The sequence below is a fragment of the Allobacillus halotolerans genome (assembly GCF_018967645.1).
Taxonomy (GTDB): Bacteria; Bacillota; Bacilli; order Bacillales; family Alkalibacillaceae; genus Allobacillus; species Allobacillus halotolerans.
In genome coordinates this window covers 25,621-45,463 of the sequence record NZ_JAHLZF010000006.1, presented here as the reverse complement: position 1 = coordinate 45,463, position 19,843 = coordinate 25,621, and the positions used below count along the sequence as shown (strand labels likewise).

The 19,843-nt window shown below is 36.8% G+C and carries 22 protein-coding genes; 17 read left to right on the top strand and 5 right to left on the bottom strand.

Annotation, left to right across the window (positions count from 1 at the left end; all coding sequences use genetic code 11):
• Window positions 1–49: 49 nt before the first annotated feature.
• From KQ486_RS05655 to KQ486_RS05630, 6 genes are all read left to right on the top strand, one after another.
• Complete coding sequence (locus tag KQ486_RS05655) at window positions 50–913, top strand: ABC transporter permease (RefSeq protein ID WP_246569212.1); 864 nt, start codon at window positions 50–52, stop codon at window positions 911–913.
• A gap of 377 nt (window positions 914–1,290) precedes the next feature.
• The gene (istA, locus tag KQ486_RS05650; protein ID WP_246569211.1) at window positions 1,291–2,826 is read left to right on the top strand and encodes an IS21 family transposase; all 1,536 of its coding nucleotides are present in this window, start codon (window positions 1,291–1,293) and stop codon (window positions 2,824–2,826) included.
• Between the two features lies 1 nt (window position 2,827).
• Window positions 2,828–3,595, top strand: a complete 768-nt coding sequence (gene istB / locus KQ486_RS05645; protein WP_144163348.1) for an IS21-like element helper ATPase IstB — start codon at window positions 2,828–2,830, stop codon at window positions 3,593–3,595.
• 312 nt (window positions 3,596–3,907) lie between these two features.
• A complete protein-coding gene (merR, locus tag KQ486_RS05640; RefSeq protein WP_144159733.1) occupies window positions 3,908–4,300 on the top strand; it encodes a mercury resistance transcriptional regulator MerR in 393 nt (130 codons plus the stop codon).
• A 24-nt stretch (window positions 4,301–4,324) separates the two neighbouring features.
• Complete coding sequence (gene merA, locus KQ486_RS05635) at window positions 4,325–5,965, top strand: mercury(II) reductase (protein WP_144159730.1); 1,641 nt, start codon at window positions 4,325–4,327, stop codon at window positions 5,963–5,965.
• Between the two features lie 261 nt (window positions 5,966–6,226).
• A complete protein-coding gene (locus KQ486_RS05630; RefSeq protein ID WP_144159727.1) occupies window positions 6,227–7,549 on the top strand; it encodes an ISL3 family transposase in 1,323 nt (440 codons plus the stop codon).
• Window positions 7,550–7,702: 153 nt separating this feature from the next.
• Here the strand turns inward: KQ486_RS05630 and KQ486_RS05625 are convergent, their stop codons facing one another.
• On the bottom strand, window positions 7,703–8,227 hold the full coding sequence (locus KQ486_RS05625; RefSeq protein ID WP_144159724.1) for a hypothetical protein: 525 nt from the start codon (window positions 8,225–8,227) through the stop codon (window positions 7,703–7,705).
• Between the two features lie 459 nt (window positions 8,228–8,686).
• On the opposite strand from KQ486_RS05625, the gene KQ486_RS05620 reads away from it, so the two are divergent.
• The 4 genes from KQ486_RS05620 to KQ486_RS05605 all read left to right on the top strand — a co-directional run bounded on the left by KQ486_RS05620 (window position 8,687) and on the right by KQ486_RS05605 (window position 11,271).
• Window positions 8,687–9,004: a PadR family transcriptional regulator gene (locus tag KQ486_RS05620; protein WP_144159722.1), complete on the top strand. Its 318-nt coding sequence runs from the start codon at window positions 8,687–8,689 to the stop codon at window positions 9,002–9,004.
• Window positions 9,001–9,717, top strand: coding sequence for a DUF2812 domain-containing protein (locus KQ486_RS05615; RefSeq protein WP_144159719.1), 717 nt, complete (start codon window positions 9,001–9,003; stop codon window positions 9,715–9,717). The genes KQ486_RS05620 and KQ486_RS05615 overlap by 4 nt, the downstream gene beginning before the upstream one ends.
• A 186-nt stretch (window positions 9,718–9,903) precedes the next feature.
• Window positions 9,904–10,815, top strand: coding sequence for a cytochrome c oxidase assembly factor CtaG (ctaG, locus tag KQ486_RS05610; protein ID WP_144159716.1), 912 nt, complete (start codon window positions 9,904–9,906; stop codon window positions 10,813–10,815).
• Between the two features lie 6 nt (window positions 10,816–10,821).
• Entirely contained in the window at window positions 10,822–11,271 is a 450-nt protein-coding gene (locus KQ486_RS05605) for a DUF420 domain-containing protein (protein WP_144159713.1), read from the top strand.
• A 293-nt stretch (window positions 11,272–11,564) separates the two neighbouring features.
• Here the strand turns inward: KQ486_RS05605 and ytvI are convergent, their stop codons facing one another.
• Complete coding sequence (gene ytvI / locus KQ486_RS05600) at window positions 11,565–12,623, bottom strand: sporulation integral membrane protein YtvI (protein WP_216687028.1); 1,059 nt, start codon at window positions 12,621–12,623, stop codon at window positions 11,565–11,567.
• 242 nt (window positions 12,624–12,865) lie between these two features.
• Window positions 12,866–13,240: a YugN family protein gene (locus KQ486_RS05595; RefSeq protein ID WP_144159707.1), complete on the bottom strand. Its 375-nt coding sequence runs from the start codon at window positions 13,238–13,240 to the stop codon at window positions 12,866–12,868.
• Window positions 13,241–13,415: 175 nt separating this feature from the next.
• Between KQ486_RS05595 and ylbD the strand changes: the two genes are divergently transcribed.
• From ylbD to KQ486_RS05580, 3 genes are read left to right on the top strand one after another with little or no spacing between them, the layout of a single operon-like run.
• The gene (gene ylbD, locus KQ486_RS05590) at window positions 13,416–13,793 is read left to right on the top strand and encodes a spore coat protein YlbD (RefSeq protein ID WP_144159704.1); all 378 of its coding nucleotides are present in this window, start codon (window positions 13,416–13,418) and stop codon (window positions 13,791–13,793) included.
• Window positions 13,794–13,853: 60 nt separating this feature from the next.
• Complete coding sequence (locus KQ486_RS05585) at window positions 13,854–14,300, top strand: YlbF/YmcA family competence regulator (protein ID WP_144159701.1); 447 nt, start codon at window positions 13,854–13,856, stop codon at window positions 14,298–14,300.
• Window positions 14,301–14,339: 39 nt separating this feature from the next.
• On the top strand, window positions 14,340–14,624 hold the full coding sequence (locus tag KQ486_RS05580) for a YlbG family protein (protein WP_216687027.1): 285 nt from the start codon (window positions 14,340–14,342) through the stop codon (window positions 14,622–14,624).
• Window positions 14,625–14,681: 57 nt separating this feature from the next.
• On the opposite strand, the gene KQ486_RS05575 is transcribed toward KQ486_RS05580, so the two are convergent.
• A complete protein-coding gene (locus tag KQ486_RS05575; protein ID WP_144159695.1) occupies window positions 14,682–15,071 on the bottom strand; it encodes a DUF7147 family protein in 390 nt (129 codons plus the stop codon).
• A gap of 454 nt (window positions 15,072–15,525) precedes the next feature.
• On the opposite strand from KQ486_RS05575, the gene rsmD reads away from it, so the two are divergent.
• Window positions 15,526–16,098, top strand: a complete 573-nt coding sequence (gene rsmD, locus KQ486_RS05570; RefSeq protein WP_144159692.1) for a 16S rRNA (guanine(966)-N(2))-methyltransferase RsmD — start codon at window positions 15,526–15,528, stop codon at window positions 16,096–16,098.
• Window positions 16,095–16,574: a pantetheine-phosphate adenylyltransferase gene (coaD, locus tag KQ486_RS05565; RefSeq protein WP_216687026.1), complete on the top strand. Its 480-nt coding sequence runs from the start codon at window positions 16,095–16,097 to the stop codon at window positions 16,572–16,574. The genes rsmD and coaD overlap by 4 nt, the downstream gene beginning before the upstream one ends.
• Before the next feature lie 12 nt (window positions 16,575–16,586).
• Here coaD and spoVV read toward each other — a convergent pair whose 3' ends face one another.
• Window positions 16,587–17,816 (bottom strand): dipicolinic acid transporter SpoVV, encoded by a 1,230-nt coding sequence (gene spoVV, locus KQ486_RS05560; protein WP_255439629.1) that lies wholly within the window; start codon window positions 17,814–17,816, stop codon window positions 16,587–16,589.
• Window positions 17,817–17,962: 146 nt separating this feature from the next.
• Between spoVV and KQ486_RS05555 the strand changes: the two genes are divergently transcribed.
• Together KQ486_RS05555 and KQ486_RS05550 are read left to right on the top strand one after the other, a co-directional pair.
• Entirely contained in the window at window positions 17,963–18,745 is a 783-nt protein-coding gene (locus tag KQ486_RS05555; protein ID WP_144159686.1) for a patatin-like phospholipase family protein, read from the top strand.
• Entirely contained in the window at window positions 18,746–19,774 is a 1,029-nt protein-coding gene (locus KQ486_RS05550; protein ID WP_216687025.1) for a SepM family pheromone-processing serine protease, read from the top strand.
• The last annotated feature ends 69 nt before the right edge of the window (window positions 19,775–19,843 follow it).

Genomic DNA, 19,843 nt, shown 5'->3' with positions numbered 1-19,843 from the left:
AGAAGAAAAACAGCAGGTCGCTACCAATCCATCGAAAAAGAAGCACCAAATGAGTTCAGAAGAAATAGAAGAAACATCTCCTTTAAAAGAAACATTACAACAACTGAGAAAAAATCGGATGGCGATTACTGGATTTATAATTATTATTTTCTTCTTGATACTAGGAATTTTCGCCCCTATACTCACACCATATGGATTCGAAGACCAAGACCCTGTCAATCGATTAATGACGCCATCAGCGGAGCATTGGTTAGGTACAGATGATTTAGGCAGAGATATATTTACGCGCATTGCCTATGGAGCAAGAATTTCTCTTTATGTTGGTTTTTTTGCAGTTATTGGTGCATTGATCTTCGGAACATTACTTGGGATTTGCGCCGGTTATTTCGGGAGATGGATTGATATGCTCATCTCGCGAATATTTGATATCCTGCTTGCTTTTCCAAGCATACTTCTAGCCATTGCAGTTGTTGCGATTCTTGGTTCTTCGTTGGAGAACGCGTTGATCGCCATTGCAATCATCAATATACCTATATTTGGACGTCTCGTACGCTCAAAAGTCATAAGTTTGCGTGAAGAAGAATATGTGCTGGCAGCTAAAGCACAAGGGATGAAAAACGGACGAATCATTTTGTATCATATTTTACCGAACAGCTTAGCACCAATTATTGTTCAAGCTACTCTAGGATTCGGTACCGCTATATTGGAAGCTGCAGCCTTAGGGTTTTTGGGATTAGGTGCTCAACCGCCAACACCAGAATGGGGAAAAATGCTTGCAGATTCAAGAGACTTCCTTCAGCTTGCACCATGGACGTTAATCTTTCCAGGCGTTTCCATTATGCTTGTCGTCTTAGGATTTAATTTGATCGGTGACGGATTAAGGGATGCGTTAGATCCAAGAATGAAAAACTAACTTGATCTATATCGAACCAAGAAAAGTTGAGTTTTTTCTATAATATTTTTATTAGTAATATAGCCATTGGCCATGAGATGACCTTAATCTTGAATTGAGGTCTTCTTTTTTAGGGTCTTCGGAATATATGGTGGAATTACTTTTTTAATAGCTTAAAAACAACTGTTGTTTAAATCGGATTATCTGGTGGAATATTGAGACAAATAATAGTATTATAAGGTATCAATCAAATACGAGGGTGTAACTGCTAAACTAAATTGAACAGTTTCTGCTTGATAAAAATGAACACTTTCTATCAAATAAACCCAAACTCAGCTAAACTAAAAAGGCATGAATAAATAGTTAGTTTGGGGGATAAGAAGGTGTGGAAGTTAGAAATGATTCTAAAGGTACATCAATTGAAGATGCAGGGTTTCAAGGTGTCTGAGATCGCAAGAAAATGTAGTTTATCAAGAACAACTGTCTATGAGTATCTTGAAAAAAATTTACATGAGGCTTTTGAGTGGGTAGAGCTATTGAAAACAAGAAAAAGGAAGCTGGATCCCTATCGTGAACATATTCTTTCTTGGCTGAAAGAGCATCCAGATCTTTCGGCTTCGCAAGTCCAGGATTGGTTAGAAGAACGATGTTCTTTTAAAGAGGTAGGTGACAGCACAGTCCGCACTTATGTTCGCGAACTGCGAGAACAGTATCACATACCTAAAACATTGACCTATCGGAGTTATGAAGCAATAGAAGAATTGCCGAAAGGAAAACAAATGCAAGTTGATTTTGGCGAAATGAAAGTACAAACGGTAGAAAAAAGATGGAAAAAGTTATACACGATTGCCTTTGTCTTGTCTCACTCAAGATATAAATACTCAGAGTGGCAGGAACATCCCTTTACTACTCGAGACGTCATACGGTGTCATGAAAATGCATTTGAATATTATGGAGGTGTAACAGAAGAAATTGTTTATGACCAAGATAAATTGATGACTGTCAGTGAAAATGGAGGAGATATCATATATACCGAGGAATTTCAAGCTTATAAGCAAGAGAGAGGTTTTTCAGTCTATTTATGCAGGGCAGCTGATCCTGAATCCAAAGGAAAAGTTGAGAATGTCGTCAAATTCATCAAAAGAAACTTTGCCAAAAATCGAATCTTTCACCAATTAGAAACGTGGAATGAACAGTGTTTAGCTTGGCTTGAAAGAAAAGGAAATCACCAAGTTCATAACACAATAAAAAAGAGACCTGTCGAAGTGTTCGCCGTCGAAAAGCCACACTTACGAAAAGTCTCATCCATTCTCTCTTTCGAGAGAAATTCTAACTCAAGTATATCAAGAACAGTCCATAAGGACAATATTATTAAATACAAATCGAATCGTTATTCTTTGCCACTAGGAACGTATACTCCACACGGTGTGAATAAAGTCTATGTAACTATTGATAAGAATCAATTAATAATTACTAAAGAACCCGAAGGTGAGCCACTAGCGATTCATCCATTATCCCTTGGAACGGGTCAGCTAATAAAAAACAAAGACCATTCTAGAGATAAAACAAAAGGAATACAAGCATATAAGGACACTGTAATAGAGACTTTTGAAGACAGTGAAAAAATTAGTGTGTTCCTTGAACAAATTCAATTACTATACCCTAGGTATATTAGAGATCAATTACAACTTATTCAAAAAGCAGCAAAGGAGTATAAACCTTTTATAGAGCAAGCCTTGAATAAATGTGTTGAGCAGAAACTGTGGAGTGCAAATGATTTACGGGATGTAGCAAAGCATTTTAAAAACATAAAGGAAGAAAAGACTTTATCCTCATCCATTGACATACCAGTAAAAGGACTTCCTCCTGAAAAAATGGCAACAGCCGCAAAAAGAGAATTAAATGGCTACCTTGAGATATTAGGAGGTGTCTGAGATGGGGAACTCAGTGGAAGGGTTACAACAACAACTCAAAAACTTAAGAATAGTTGAGACATCAAAAGAATTACCATCTTTACTAAGAAAAGCAGAATTACATTCTTGGACCTATCAGGAATTCTTAAGGGAAATGCTTACATTCGAAGAAAACCGTCGAGAGGAGAAAATGATTGAGAAGCATTTAAAGTGGGCAGCATTCCCGTTTCAAAAAAACATTAATGAATTTGACATTAAAGAACTGCCATCCCTAAGTGAAAGGCAACTCAAGCAACTGAAGGAATTAAACTGGCTAGATGAGGCTTTTAATCTAATATTCTTGGGTCCGCCTGGAGTTGGTAAGACACATTTAGCAATTGGATTAGGTTTAGAAGCTATTCATAAGGGACAACGTGTTTCATTCATTACAATGGGTGATTTGATTTCCGTTTTGAAATCGGAAGATTACCTACGGAAATCACAACTCAAATTGAAACGTATTCGAGAAGCCGATTTGATTATTATCGATGACCTGATGTATATGGCAATGGATCAGAACGAGGCAAACTTATTCTTTCATTTAATCAATCACCTATACGAACGGAGTTCGATTATATTAACGTCCAATAAAGGACCTGAAGAATGGGGAGAGCTGCTTGGTGACCAAGGAATAACAACGGCGATCCTAGATCGCCTCCTCCATCGCTCAGAGGTTGTTCATTTAAATGGATCCAGTCATCGAATTAAATATAGGCAGTCTCTGTTCCAAGAAAAAAGTGTTCAAAATTAATGAGCAGAAATTGTTCATTTCTACTTGACGGTTACAGAGGGCTATGTTGAGAGAAAAATAAAATTGTCCAACGAACAAGAGCGAGGGAAATATATTGCCCAATACATGGTAAAAGTGTCATGACATACTCCAAAAAGGATACTTATTGTTATGAATACACTTTAACGGGATATTCGAATTATTGTATGGATGAGTTTAAATGGTATCTTGTAACTAACGATGCAGAATACTTGAACAAGAAAAGTTGAATAATATATTTACTTGACCGTGTACTATGGTACACGGTTTATAATTTTGATGGGGTGAAATAAGGTGATCTATCGTATTAGTGAGTTCGCAGATAAATGTGGGGTTAACAAAGAAACGATTAGATATTACGAACGAAAAAATTTATTACAAGACCCTCTCCGAACGAAAGCTGGTTATCGGATATATTCAGATGATGACGTTAAGCGTGTAGGGTTTATTAAACGAATACAAGAGCTTGGTTTTTCTTTAAGTGAAATTTATAAATTACTTGGGGTTGTAGATAAAGATGAAGTTCGTTGCCAAGATATGTTTGAATTTGTTTCTAAAAAACAAGAGGATGTTCAAAAGCAAATAGAGGATTTAAAACGAATTGAAACTATGTTAGATGACTTAAAACAACGATGTCCAGATGAAAAGCAATTACATTCGTGTCCAATAATAGAAACATTAACATGAGAGATTAATGAAAGGAGCTTTATTATGAATAAATTTAAGGTAAACATTAAAGGAATGACTTGTACAGGCTGTGAAAAACACGTAGCATCAGCACTTGAAAATATAGGTGCTAAAAATATTGAATCTAGTTTTCGTCGTGGTGAAGCAGTGTTTGAATTACTTGATGATATAGGGATTGAAAGTGCAAAAAAGGTTATTGGTGAAGCAAAATATCAGCTTGGGGAAATAGAAGAAGTATCACCTAACGAAAATGTGGTGTTAGGTAATGAGGGCAATTATGACTTACTTATCATCGGTTCTGGTGGAGCTGCTTTTTCGGCTGCCATTAAAGCGATTGAATACGGGGCGAAAGTTGCCATGATAGAGCGCGGAACGGTTGGAGGAACATGTGTAAATATCGGTTGTGTTCCATCAAAAACACTTCTTAGAGCTGGGGAAATCAATCATTTAGCAAAAGTAAATCTGTTCACAGGGTTACAAACATCTGCTGGTGAAGTGGAATTAGCTCCTTTAATCAAGCAAAAAAATGAATTGGTGAGTGAGCTTCGCAATCAAAAATATGTGGATTTAATCGATGAATATGGCTTTGATTTGATTGAGGGTGAAGCGAAATTCGTTGATGAAAATACGGTTGAAGTAAATGGGAAGAAACTGTCTGCAAAACGTTTTTTAATTGCAACGGGGGCTTCTCCTTCTTTACCTCCAATTTCAGGACTTGAAGAAGTGGAATATCTAACAAGTACAACACTACTTGAATTAAAGAAAGTGCCAAAACGATTAACGGTGATTGGTTCAGGATACATTGGAATGGAGCTTGGGCAACTATTTCATAATTTAGGTTCAGAAGTAACGCTTATGCAAAGAAGTGAGCGACTTTTAAAAGAGTATGATACAGAGATTTCAGAAGCAGTTGAAAAAGCATTAATTGAACAAGGTATAAACCTTGTCAAAGGGGCAACATTTGAGCGTGTCGAGCAAGATGGAGAACTAAAAAAGGTTCATGTAACAGTAGATGGCAAGAAAAAAGTCGTTGAATCAGAGCAATTACTTGTTGCAACAGGAAGAAAACCCAATACGGAGTCTTTAAATTTAAATGCGGCAGGTGTTGAAGTTGGAAAACGTAATGAAATCGTAATCAATGATTTTGCTCAAACAAGTAATAAAAAGATTTATGCAGCAGGAGATGTGACATTAGGACCGCAATTTGTATATGTAGCAGCCTATGAAGGTGGAATTGTTACTGATAATGCTATTAGTGGGTTAAACAAGAAATTAGATTTAACGATAGTTCCTGCTGTTACGTTTATGAATCCATCGGTTGCAACGGTTGGTTTAACAGAAGAACAAGCAAAAGAGAAAGGGTATGAAGTGAAGACGTCTGTATTACCTTTAGATGCTGTTCCAAGAGCAATTGTTAACCGTGAAACAACTGGTGTATTTAAACTAGTGGCAGATGCGAACACATTAAAAGTATTAGGAGTTCATATTGTATCTAAGAATGCAGGAGATGTCATCTATGCAGCGACACTGGCTGTTAAATTTGGCTTAACCATAGGAGATTTAATAGAAACCCTAGCACCATATTTAACAATGGCTGAAGGGCTAAAATTAGCTGCACTTACGTTCGATAAAGATGTATCGAAATTATCTTGTTGTGCAGGGTAAGAGAACTTTTTTACAATACTCCTTATTCAAGTATACCAGCAAATAGAAGATTTTCTTATCGTGCTAAAGGGTGCATTAGTTAAGCAAAGTCTACAAAAGGAACATTTTCACACTATTTTACGATCATCTATTATATATAAATGCTTTATGGGATGTTCTAAGAGCATTTGTGCTCACGAAAAATAATTTAACAATGATGATTTCGATATTAAGCCTATACTTGATACCCTTAACACCACAGAGTAGTAAAGGATGAACATTATGTCAGACCTATTATTCCTACCAGACCTTAAAACAATGGAACCACCACAAGAAAATGAAACCGACATGATGTTTAAAGTGGAAGCAATCAAACCACCTGAACGTTGTCCTGAATGTGGTTTCGACAAACTGTACAAACACAGTTCAAGAAAGCAACTAATCATGGACTTGCCCATTCGTTTAAAGCGAGTGGGCTTACAACTAAACCGCACAAGATATAAGTGTCGTACATGTAACTCTACCTTTTGGGAACGCCTTATATCCGTGGATGAAAAGCGTAGCATGACCAGAAGACTGTTAAAGTCTATTGAAGATCAGTCCATGTCTAAAACTTTTGTGGAAGTAGCTGAAAGCGTTGGTGTAGACGAAAAGACCGTTAGAAACGTCTTTAAGGACTATGTGGCATTCAAAGAACGAGAATACCAATTTGAGACTCCTAAATGGCTTGGAATAGATGAAATACACATTATCCGTAAACCTCGTCTTGTACTAACTAATATCGAACGTAAAACCATCTTTGATATTAAGCATAACCGTAACAAAGCGACTGTTATACAACGGCTTTCAGAGATTAGTGATAGACATTATATTGAATACGTCACAATGGATATGTGGAAACCTTACAAAGATGCAGTTAATACTGTCTTACCACAGGCTAAAGTAGTCGTAGATAAGTTTCATGTAGTCCGTATGGCTAATCAAGCCTTAGACAGCGTCAGGAAGTCTCTTAAAGCCAATATGACTGCCAAAGAAAGGCGTACTCTTATGCGTGAGAGGTATATCCTTCTTAAACGCAAACATGATTTGAATGAACGAGACTTTTTCCTTTTAGAAACTTGGTTAGGTAATATCCCTGACTTAAAAGAAGCCTATGAACTCAAAGAAGAGTTTTACTGGATATGGGACACAGCTAATTCGGACGAAGGAAGAGATCGCTACAGATATTGGAAACAACGTTGTTTATCAAGCAACTCTAAAGATGCATATAAAGACCTTGTGAGAGCCGTAGACAACTGGCAAGACGAAATCTTCAACTACTTTGATAAAGGGCTAACTAACGCTTATACAGAGTCCATAAACAGCATTATTAGGCAAGTTGAACGAATGGGTAGAGGTTACTCATTTGAAGCCTTACGAGCAAAGATATTGTTTAATGAGAACCTCCATAAGAAACGTAAGCCACGATTTAATTCAAGTGCTTTTAGCAAAGCTATGTTATACGATACATTCAATTGGCATGAAGTAACAGACCACGTCATAACAGGTAATTATGGTGTCGATTTTTCCACACTTATTAAAAAATTGGAAAAGGGTGACTTATAAGCCCTTTCCACCATAAAATCCGAATACCCCTTTTTTATATAGCTCTTTTATTAAGGCGCTGTTAAAGTTCATTGTTGATCTATAGGTTAGAAAAAAGTGACCTCCATAACTTGTAAGTCATTTTTGAATTGATAAGGTGATTTTGACGAGGTATTATTTCCTTTCGACCATTGAATTAGCAACTTCAACCAAATCATCTATTGTATAATTACGTTCCTCTGAAGTTTGCATCAATAGCAGTGAATTAAGTTCTCCATTTTCATTGATCCATTCCAAAACTTTTCCTTGGCTATTCTTTTTAATATTTGCTTCTATACCATTTGTCAAAGTTACAGTTTCATAATCACTGCTATCCAAGTTGGGAACTTCCGAATGCCAAGTAGTGACGTGAAGCATCCAACCTTTCTCGTCACCTCCATAAGTAAATTCTGTAAATATGATATCACCATTTAGTTCATTATTTATATCGGTAGTTTGATAGGAAAACGAAACAAATGAAGGGTCGTTGGGAAATTCTGTTGGATATTTTAAGTTTGATTGTATTTCTTCAGGTAAGTTTTCAATTTTAGTCTTAACATCTGTTGGGAAATCAAGCGATACATTCTTTGAGCCAACTTCATTGGAACAACCGGATATCAGAAAGACCAATAGTAGAAAGGCCATAGTTATTTTTTTCAAATTGCCATCTCCCTTTCTTGATAACTCAAACTGCCCGGTTACTTAGAAAAATAATTATAATATCAATTTAGATATTCTAATCGTATCATAAGTTCCAATATTTTGAATTATATTCTTGTGAACCATCAAATCGTTTTTGATTGCTTTGTTTCTTTGAAGATGAATGCTCTCCAAAACTTTGTCCCGATCTCAGGCAACCAATACACAGTCTTTGTGCTTACTGATTTCACGTTTCATAGCAGAACCGCTTCGTTTGTAGGATTATCTTCCTTTTATTTTTCTTTATTCTATTCGGAATACAGGAAGTAAGTTCAAGGCAAAGAATAGGTCTGAGCAATAGATTACCATTAGATATATCAATTGATGATATGCTTGTAGACAACTATATCATATTGTGATACATTGATTTTAGATATATCGTTTTGTGATACATTATAGGGAGAATTAGAGGGTGATCAGTTGAAAGAAACGGGGCAATTAACAGAGTCAATGGCTTATATTATGGCTGCTTTGACTAAACCGAGACATGGCTACGGTATTATGAACTTAATTGAGGAAACAACAAAAGGAGCTGTTACTATAGGCCCTGCCTCCATGTACACCATTATTAAGAAATTATTAAAACAAGAATGGATTTATTTGTATGATAAGTCAGACTCAAGACGTAAAACTTATATGCTTACTAAAAAAGGGAAAAAAGTGTTGGAAGAGGATATTAAAATAAGGAAACAGATGATTGAACTAGCAGAGACAGGATTGAAGGAGGATGAAGAATGAACCAAATAAAATATATTACATCAGGCGGTTTAGCCTTTTCAGAAAATAAAGATATGGAAAAATTACGTCGATATTCTCTGAAGGGCAGGCACGTATTTGATTTTAGTTTTATGGGTTATTCACTTGAGAGAGGTAAGAAATCCGATTATATATACAGTATAGATTATCGTTGGTTAAAGGAGGATGAGAAAAAGGAATACTTTGACTTCTTCTCGTCTGCTGGATGGACACATGTTAACTCAGAAGGGAACATACATTTGTTTCGTGCACAACCCGGTACAAAACCGATCTATACTGACAGCGACTCTACGATTGAAAAATATAGAAGTTCAAGTAGCATGATGAAGAACTTAGCCATTCCATCAATGTTAATGACTGCACTTTCCTGGGTTGGCGTGATGAACAGCTCAGGTACATTAAAATCACTACTTATAGTAATAGCCACTATACTCAGTGCAATTTCTGTACCAGCAGTTTGGACGGCAATCACAACTTACAGTAACAAATGGAAGGCTGAAGGAAGAAGAGGGTTAGCAAATATAGGGTCCATCATACCATTCCTTTTACTCGTAATAGCTGTCATTATTTTGTTTTTTGTCAGTGGTACAGGTTCTGCAGTTAATATTATAGCAGCAGGAGTAATTGGGGGCATAGTACTTCCGACAGCAATTTGGATCATCGTGTCCCTTTACCACAAGCTAAGCAGGAATTAGAAATTATTGCTGCATAAGCATTCATGGTGAAAAGATGAAACGATTTAAATAAGTCAATAATGTGAATGAAAGAGAAATTATTTATTACAATTTTTCAAACGTTGGTTTTATGAGTCGAGTACAATGAAAAATTGTTGTATACTGAGGTAAATACGCTATAGACAAAACTCCCGAGGTGAATTCAAAATGTGGGATAAACTACAAATTTTTGGTTTCCAAGCACTTTGGAATCCATTAACGTTACTCATAACCATTTTATTAGGCTTATTATATTATTTATTTACAGGCCCGCTGAAAGAAAAGACAGGGTTAAAGGAAAGACCAAGCGGAAAGCAACAACTTTGGTTTTATCTCGCGCTTACACTATTTTATTTAGTCAAAGGCGCTCCTTTGTATATCATGTCCCATATCTTTCTGTCTGTCCATATGTTACAAATGGTAATTTTCTATCTTATTATACCCATGCTTGTGATTAAGGGAATTCCAGAACAATGGTGGAGAAATGTATTTAACAGTCGTTTGATTGGTCCAATCATGAACTTCTTTACTAAGCCACTGATTGCGATCATTGTATTCCATGCGCTGTTTTCGTTTTATCATCTACCTGTGGTTTTGGATTTCTCCAAAACGAATAACTTTGTCCACTGGAGCATTACATTGTTGATTTTTGTTGGGGCATTCTTTTTCTGGTGGCCACTAATGACACCGTTTAAAGAACGTGTCATCATTCGACCGCTCTATAAGATCTTTTATATCTTCGCAAGCGGCTTATTGATTACGCCATCGTGTGCGCTAATTATCTTTGCTGACGCGCCTTTATATGCGACTTACTCACAGCCGGATGCATTTATGAATGCGCTGGCCCTATGTGTTCCAGTTGAAGTATTGCAAGGGTTAAATTTAGGAGGACCACAAATTTTTATGAATGTTGACATCGTTAATGATCAACAATTAGCAGGAATTGTGATGAAAGTATCCCAAGAATTTATATACGGTGGTGTTCTAGCAGCATTGTTCTATCAATGGTATAACAGTGAAAACAGAGGAATCGATCCGTTGCCATCATCACAGCAAACCATCACACCAGAAAGAGGTTGATTTTAAATGCCATTTCTACCAACCATCAGTACATTTTTTATTGTTTTAAGTGCGATACTTGTGGCAATCGGTTGGATATTTATCGCAAAGAAGAAATATAAAGCTCATCGGATTTCAATGATTTTAGCATCGATATCAGCACTGTCTTTTTTCATCCTATATATGTCACGTACACTCTTTTTAGGAAACACGGCGTTCGGTGGTCCAGATGACATAAAAATTTATTATACGATCTTTTTAATCTTTCATATCTTTTTGGCTACTACAGGTGGGATATTCGGAATTATTTCACTGACCTTGGCATTCAAGAGAAAGATTACGAAACACCGAAAAATCGGTCCTTATACAAGTGTTATTTGGTTCTTTACAGCTATTACAGGCGTTGCCGTTTACTTGTTGCTGTATGTACTTTATGACGGAGGACACAGTACAAGTTTATTTAAAGCTATTTTTTAACGCAATCAATTCATTGACTCCAGTTAAGAGGCAGTTTGCTCTCTTACTGGAGTCTTTTCGTTTTCATAAAGGGCAATTTGTTGAATCGTATGAAGTAGAAGTGATGTTTTCAGCGGGAAAAGAAGTGGTGAAACATTTACTTGAAAAAGCCAATGTCCGATGTGTGCCACGCAAAAGTCAGCGGTCTGTTTTATTTTTCATAAAATACCCCCATTTCCAGTCGTGTTGATCATTAACAGATTGTTAATAACCATCAACACTCTTCAAATGGGGGTATTCATTCATTATTTAACTTAAAATTTTACTTTAAACCGAATGATTCCTGCTTCACGTGCCGAATTGAATAAGATGACAACCAATGGTCCAAGGAAAAATCCAACAAAACCAATTAATTGTAAGCCTAGATACATAGAAATTAATGTCGGTAACGCTCGTAATCCAATATGATGACCCATCATTTTCGGTTCAATGGTACGGCGGATTGCGAGTAAAACAATCGCTAATATAGAGAGTTGTATACCCATGCTCATATCTCCAGTTATGAACATATACAATGCCCAAGGTCCGAGAACGATAATGGAGCCGATAATCGGAATTAAATCGACAAGCCAAATGATAATTGACATTAATATAGCAATCTCAGGAGTGATAAATAACAATCCAACTAGAGTTACAGCCAGGATGATCAGAGAGACAAGAAATTGTGCTTTAAAAAAACCGAGGAACACATGAGATAACCGAGCGTTCATGTATTTCAATTTTTCTTGGGACTTTTCAGAAAGAAACGAATAAACTTTGTTTCGTAGTAATGGCAAATCGAGCATGAACAAGAATAGCGCAATTAAATAGACGATCAAACCAACTAAGAACTCTGGAATCTTAACGAAAATTTGGGCGATATTGTCTATTTCAATATATTCCATCAACTGTGATTGAAAGTTATCGAAGTTTTGAACAGCTCGCTTTTCCACTTCCTGTATAAATTGAGGTGGCCAATCCCGTGTATACGACTCAATATCTTCTCTTAGATCGACCAATACATCTTCAACATTTGAAATATAAGAAGGTGCATTTTCTGCCATGTGAACGACCTGGCCAATCGTTTTAACTGTTGTATATGTTCCGATCGTTCCCAGCAATATGATGAATATGAAGAAAACAATTAACACGGAAGTTAATCTGCTTAACCGAAGATTACGTATTGCTAAACGAATCAAGGGGTTTAAAACAAGAGCTGTCAACAATGCTAAGATGAGAGGTATTGAGATCGGCAAGATAAAATATAAAAATAAAATGAAGAGAATAATGAGTAAAATGATGATCCAATATTTTTTATTTAAATTTCTTACCACTTAACGATTAAACCCCCTTCATAATGCTGTGTATGTTCAATATACCACGTTCAGTAAAATGCTAACAACAAATAAAAGAAATAATATGAAATTATTTTAAAATCATTGTCAATTCAGTAGACATTACGAACAACGATCCATTATATAAATGGCCGATATTGAAAAGACGACTTTATCAATCCAGTATATACAAAAAAACTTCATCTCATTCTATTTTGAATGAAATGAAGTTTCACAAACAATTATTGATTGTTTTCTTTATATTTCTGTAAATCTTCACCGAGTTTTTTGACAACCCGGTCTACTTTGTCCAAGATTTGTTGCGGATATTCTTCATCTTCTCCGTATTCTACACCGTGTGGATAATAGTGAGTTCCTAAGTATGGTTCTTTTAAACGAATGACTGCTGATTTAAAATCAACATCACCTTCAATAGCTTCTCCCGCTACACGTAAGTAATAAGTAACATTTTTTAAAGTAGAGTTCATTTTATAATCAAAAGTCATACGTTCATAGTCCCACTGGGAACCCAACACAAATCCGTTTTTTTCCATGATGTGTGTCAATGGTTCTTGGTGAATTACTGTTCCATCAAAATTTTTATTCTCGATTTTCATTCAATCACCTCTTCTATATCTTCTCACTAAGATTATCATAGTATGAAACGCGACATTAATCAATTATTAATCCGGAATTATCATCAATGTGTAACAAATTAGACATAATTGATTTTTGAACCAATTTGCCTGGTTTGACGTAGTATATAGCATAAAAGTAAGGGAAGGGATGTAAATGTCAGGTATCATACTGCCGAAGCGGGTTCAAGAGTTTCGTGATTTTGTTCGTGATCATCCAAAATTATTCGAACAATTGAAGAAAGACGGATATGATTGGCAATCACTCTATAATGAGTGGGATGAATATGGCGAAACGGCTATCCTGTTTCAAAAAGACATTGAATCAAAAACAAAACAGGATGAACAAAAGGATTCCAACCAGAAAATTAAATGGCAAGATATTTTGCATAAACTCTCCGAAATGGATGTTGACCGTATTGAAAAACATGTCAAACAATTATCCACTACAATGGAACAAATTCAGCGGATATCAGAACAAGTGAATCAATCAAAGCGTCAAAACAAAAGATCAGATATGGGCCCTTTTTTCTAGAGATTAAAGCATGGTAAAATGTTCTTCATTTTGTTATGATAGCCCTATGGAGGTGTCAGAGTGCTAGCCAATATTGAAGTTATTGAATTGCTCGAGCAGGCTGAGAAACTTGGTCAAATGATCAAGCGTTCAGAAGAATACGAAGCTTATCAGATAGAGAAAGATCTTTTATATAAAGACGAGGGGGCTGCACAGCTGATTCATAATTTTGTTGCGATGAAAGATGATTATGAAGATGTGCAGCGCTTTGGTCGTTACCATCCAGACTATACAAAAATCATGAAGGAAATTCGAGGAACAAAAAGAGAACTCGACATGCATGATCGGGTAGCAATATTCCGTCAAAAAGAAACAGCTTTGCAAGGTTTATTGGATGATGTTTCTGAAATTGTGGCCTTCTCAATCAGTGAGAACATCAAAGCACCTCGTGAAGGGCTTGCTTTGAAGGATCATGGTTCTGGTTGTGGATGTGGCAGCGGCGGTTCTTGTGGCTGCCAAGCTTCTTAATAATTCGGTAGACGTAATCAGTGAAAGCGGGGGTAGATGATGTTCACAAAACGACAAGGTCTTATTATTTGGTTTAGACATATGAAAAATCTGCGAAAATTAAAGCGTTTGGGGCATCTGATCTATGCCTCTAAGAAAAAGAAATACGCATTGATTTATGTCAATCAAGATGAGCTTGAAGATGTAAAAAAAATAGCTGAAAACTATAATTTCGTCAAAAGTGTGGAGATCTCACATCGGCCAGAGGTTGAAATGGAATTTGAACAACTAAAAAAGCCGATTAAGAAACAAGGGGAGTTAGAAAGCTTTCCAAAATCCAGTTAACATAAAAGCTCCGGGCTTATTAGTGGTTCACTAAAGCCCGGAGCTTAATTTATACTGTTATAGAGGTGGCAATAGATGGTTAAGACGTAAGATGGATATCAATTGATTAAAATATAAGGTTAATTCGTGATAGCTTTCAGAAGAAGGAACCTCCATCTCGACAAGTTGGAAATTATATTTGTCAGCTAGCTGTTGAAATTGCTCAAAACGGATATTTTTATCAATCCCGTTAGGACGAGGGATTCCCTCTAAACAAATATAGATGGGTTGGAAATTTCCTTGTTCGGTGGGCTGGAAAGATGCCGCTAATGAGGTTCTTTCTTTGCCATCTATTTTTGTGTGAAACGCATAAAGGTGTTTCACCCGCTTATGCATATATTCGATCAAAGTCATTAACTCATAAAAATCACTGTAACCTTCACCTAGTTGAATAAATCGTTGTCCCATAATCAATCTCCTCGTGTTGCACAAAAGTTTCATGCAAATTCATTTTTTCCGTATGAATCTCTTTTAAATCTATCATGTTGAAAGAAGTTTGTGAATTCATTCGCAAGAGAGCAGACTTTTTGGTAAAATGAAAAAGAATTTGCTGAATGGTGGGACATTTTGTCGCATGTTAGGTGAACAATTGAAAATAGTTGGTAAGTCACTATTATTAAACCGCTTCCAAATGGTCACGATGTTTTCTCATAAAAAAAGCTCTTTTTCAAAAATGAAAAAGAGCAAAAGGTCTCTTTGCATAACAAAGAGTACAAAAAGGGAGAGGAGAAACCGGAAGAAGTACTTATGGGGAATGATAAGACTTCTCCGTATAGAACGGTTCCTCTAATACCGCTCTTGTGAATATCCTTCACTGAATCGATCAAAGATATACATAAACTTTTAAAAAAAGGTGATTTTCATGCGTGTTATTTCTGGAAAATACAAGAGTCACCCGATAAAAACGGTATCAAATCAAAAGACAAGACCTACTTCAGATAAAGTGAAGGAGGCACTTTTCCATTCGATCGGACCTTACTTTCCAGGTGGCAGTGCATTGGATCTATTCGCTGGAAGTGGCGGGTTGGGAATTGAAGCGTTAAGCCGTGGAGTGGACCATGTAATTTTTGTGGACAAAGATTATCAAGCAAACCAATTGATCAAAGAGAATATTCGTCAATTGAATTTAACTGAACAGTGTGAGATCTATCGAACAGACGCTTTTCGAGCAATCAAGGCTGCAGGTAAAAGGGATAAAAAGTTTGATTATGTATTTCTCGATCCACCTTATGGAAAAATATCTTTTGACCCTTTATTTGAAGCCATGCATGATGCGGGTGTTTTAGCAGATCAAGCACTTATTGTGTGTGAACATGATCAGGATGAAATATTACCTGAGAGCACAGATTTATTTCATAAAGAGAAGCAATCAGCGAAGACATCCTTAACATCGATTACTATATATCGTTATTATCAGAGGGGGAATATAAAATGAGTAAGATAGCGGTTTGTCCAGGGAGTTTTGATCCAATTACAAATGGACATCTGGATATTGTTCGGCGAGGAGCTGAAATTTTTGAAGAAGTGATTGTAGTTGTATTCAAAAATCAATCAAAATCGCCGTTATTTACAGTCGAAGAGCGAATTGAATTGATTAAAGAAGCAACAAAAGATCTACCGAATGTATCAGTCGACGAAAGTAAAGGGCTTGTCGTTGATTATGCCAAAGAGAAAAACGCTTCAGCTATTTTACGTGGTCTACGTGCTGTCAGTGACTTTGAATATGAAATGCAGATCACCTCAATGAACCGCAAACTGAATGCGGATATAGAAACGTTATTTATGATGACGAATAACCAGTATTCTTTTTTAAGTTCCAGTATTGTCAAAGAAGCTGCCAGATATCAATCCGATGTTTCTGATTTAGTACCAGCAGCTGTTGAAAAAGCGTTGAAAGAAAAATACCGCTAATAAAAGAGGTCGTTAACGCGAGTGCGATTTTTTGATTTGAATCATCATATACAAGCAAAATGTAATCAGCGTCAACACTGTGAAAATTGGCCCGAGTTGAGTGAACTGTTCATAAAATTGACTAAACCAACTCGGATTGGGTTCCGTTTGCATGACTGGTAATTCGTTCGTTGATTCCGAGAAACGGTTGACATAAAGCGGCTTATAGAGAATGAATGTTAACGTTGTTGCGAATAAAATATGCAAAAATCGAGCAAAGAAATAAGGGGCAAATCGTAAGTCCGTTTCAGCAACAATGGAAGCGATTTGCGCATGAATCGATAATCCATTAAATGCAAGTACTCCACTAACAACAATCAATTGTGCAAGTATTGTCGTATGTTCTGTTTGAGTGATTAACTGAGAACCGATAGTGACTTCAAATATGCTTGATACGATTGGTAAAGTGAACTGTTTGAGGTCCTCAAAGGAATAGAGCATGGTATTCAATAGATCTGCCAATTGAACGGTTATACCAGTAAGGTATAAAATTTGGTTAAGTACAGAAAAGAGAACAATAAATCCACCAATCATACATAATGTTTGAATGGCTGAGGTGACAGCTCGACCAAGCACATGTCCGAGTGTCTGCTTATGTTCCAATCGGTGAGTGTGGAGTTCGCTCCATGCTCTCTTGATAAGCAGACCCTCTTTTTTTGTTTTTCCTACCGCATTCACTGTTGAGCGTTCATTTTTTTTGTAAAAACGCATGCACAATCCAACCAAAATAGAGCCAAGATAATGACTGACTGCAAGGAGTAAACCAACTTTTGCATTTTGGAAAAAACCAATACTGACGGCCCCAAAAATAAAAAGTGGATTAGAAGCATTCGTAAACGAAATTAGACGCTCTCCTTCTGTTTTGCTAATCGCATTCTCTTTTCGTAACTGACTCGTTATTTTCGTGCCGGCTGGATATCCACTGGCTAACCCCATGCCTAATACAACGCCACCTGTCCCTGGAACATTGAATAATGGACGCATCATCGGTTCCAATAAAACACCAATAAACTTAACGACTCCAAATGCCATTAATAATTCCGCTACAATGAAAAATGGCAGCAGGGAAGGGAAAACTACCTCGATCCATAATTGAATACCTCGGAAGGAAGCCTCAAAGGATTGTTCAGGAAAAAGAATTATACTAACACCTAAAAAAGAAGCTGAAATTGCCATAACGAGTGATTTAATTTGTTCTTTCACAATGGTTCCTCCCTGAAGTACCCTGACTGTACGAATAGTCTTGTACATAGTAAAATAAACTTGTAAATAACTACCTGCTTCAAATATACGCTTGTACATCATTCAGTTATGCATTGAACTGACGAAGAGTGGAGGAGTTCATTCATATGGCAAGACCGAAAATTGGTTTAGCACTAGGCTCTGGAGGCGCTCGTGGCTTTTCTCATCTAGGTGTTATAAAAAAATTACAAGAAGCCAACATTCCCATTGATTACATAGCCGGATCCAGCATGGGGGCATTAGTCGGAGCATTTTATGGTGCAGGCCAAAAAATTGATGATTTATATATGCTTGCCTCGACCTTTAAGTTGAAATACTTTATGGATTTTACCGTTCCAAAATTGGGGTTGATCCAAGGTGATCGAATCAAATCATATATCCAAATGTTTACCTATCAGAAGCAATTGGAGGAATTTCCGATTCCTGTTCATGTCGTTGCGACAGATATTTACAATGGGGAAAAAGTTATTTTAAAGGAAGGGAACGCTGCTCAAGCTGTTCGCGCAAGCATATCCATTCCAGGTATATTTACACCTGAAAAGATAGATGGTCGTATGTTGGTTGATGGAGGAGTGATAGACCGGGTTCCAATCTCTGTTGTCCGTGATATGGGAGCAGATTTGATTATTGCTGTAGATTGTTCGAAGTTTGAGAACAATTCAGACGTAAATACGATTTATGATGTGATTATGCAAAGCATAGACATCATGCAAGATGATATAACCCAGCAAACCATCATGGACGCAGAAGTTGTTATGCGACCGCAAGTCTATCAATACAGTTCAAGAAACTATACACAAATTGAAGAAATCATTCGAGAAGGTGAGATTGAGGCTGTGAAATATCTCGATCCCATTAAAAAGATGATGGCAGATTGGAAGGATCAATAAATGTATTTTAGACGAAAACATATACTTGTCTTAGTGGTAACATTAGCCGTTGCGTTCTTTTTAAGCTTTTATAAATTAGACTATTACATTTATCAACCAGGAGATATACGAGCGTTGGATGGAGTAGTGAAAGTAGAAAACGGAAGCAAAAGTGAAGGTGAAATGAACCTTGTAACGGTCCGTGGCGGACAGGCAACTCCGATTTTTTATTTGATGGCAAAAATTCGTCCGTATTTCGAGATATATGATTTGGAAGACGTCCGACCGGAAGGAATCAGCCAAGATGAATATATGGAAGCACAGTTGCACTTCATGGAGAATTCTCAAGAAGCAGCGACAATGGTTGCTTTTCAGGCAGCAGATGAAGATTTGACCATTAATTATCAAGGCGCTTATGTAGGTTTGGTGATGGAAGATATGCCGGCCGAAGGGATTCTGAAATCGGGTGATCAAATTGTCGAAGTGGAAGGTGAACGAGTCAATTCTGCAGAAGAAGTCATTGAACTTACTTCAAAAAAATCCATTGGTGATCAATTGCATTTGACCATAAGCCGAGAAGAGGAGGAAATGGATCTACAAATTGAACTCGCTTCATTAGGTGAAACGCCTGATCGGCCTGGTATCGGAATCTCGCTTGTAACTGATCGTGAAATTGTTCATGATCGTGAGGTGACCTACGACAGCGGTCGAATTGGTGGCCCAAGTGCAGGGTTGATTTTTTCCTTGGAGGTTTACGATCAACTTGTTGATGAAGACATAACAAAAGGTTATCAAATTGTAGCAACAGGTGAAATTGATTACGACGGTAACGTCCATCCGATTGGTGGCATTGACAAAAAAGTCGTTGCAGCCGATGATGCAGGGGCTGACATTTTTCTTGCTCCTAACGAAGGTGGAAAAGAAGGCTCTAACTATGAAGTAGCTAAGCAAACGGCTGAAGACATCGAGACGGATATGAAGGTTATACCAATTGATGAATTTCAGGATGCCGTTGATTACTTGGAAGGCCTCCCTGTAAAAGGTGAATAAATCGATACAATGTTTTCAATTTGATGCGAATGTCGGAAGCAAACCAACGAACTACAAAAGCTTCCGATA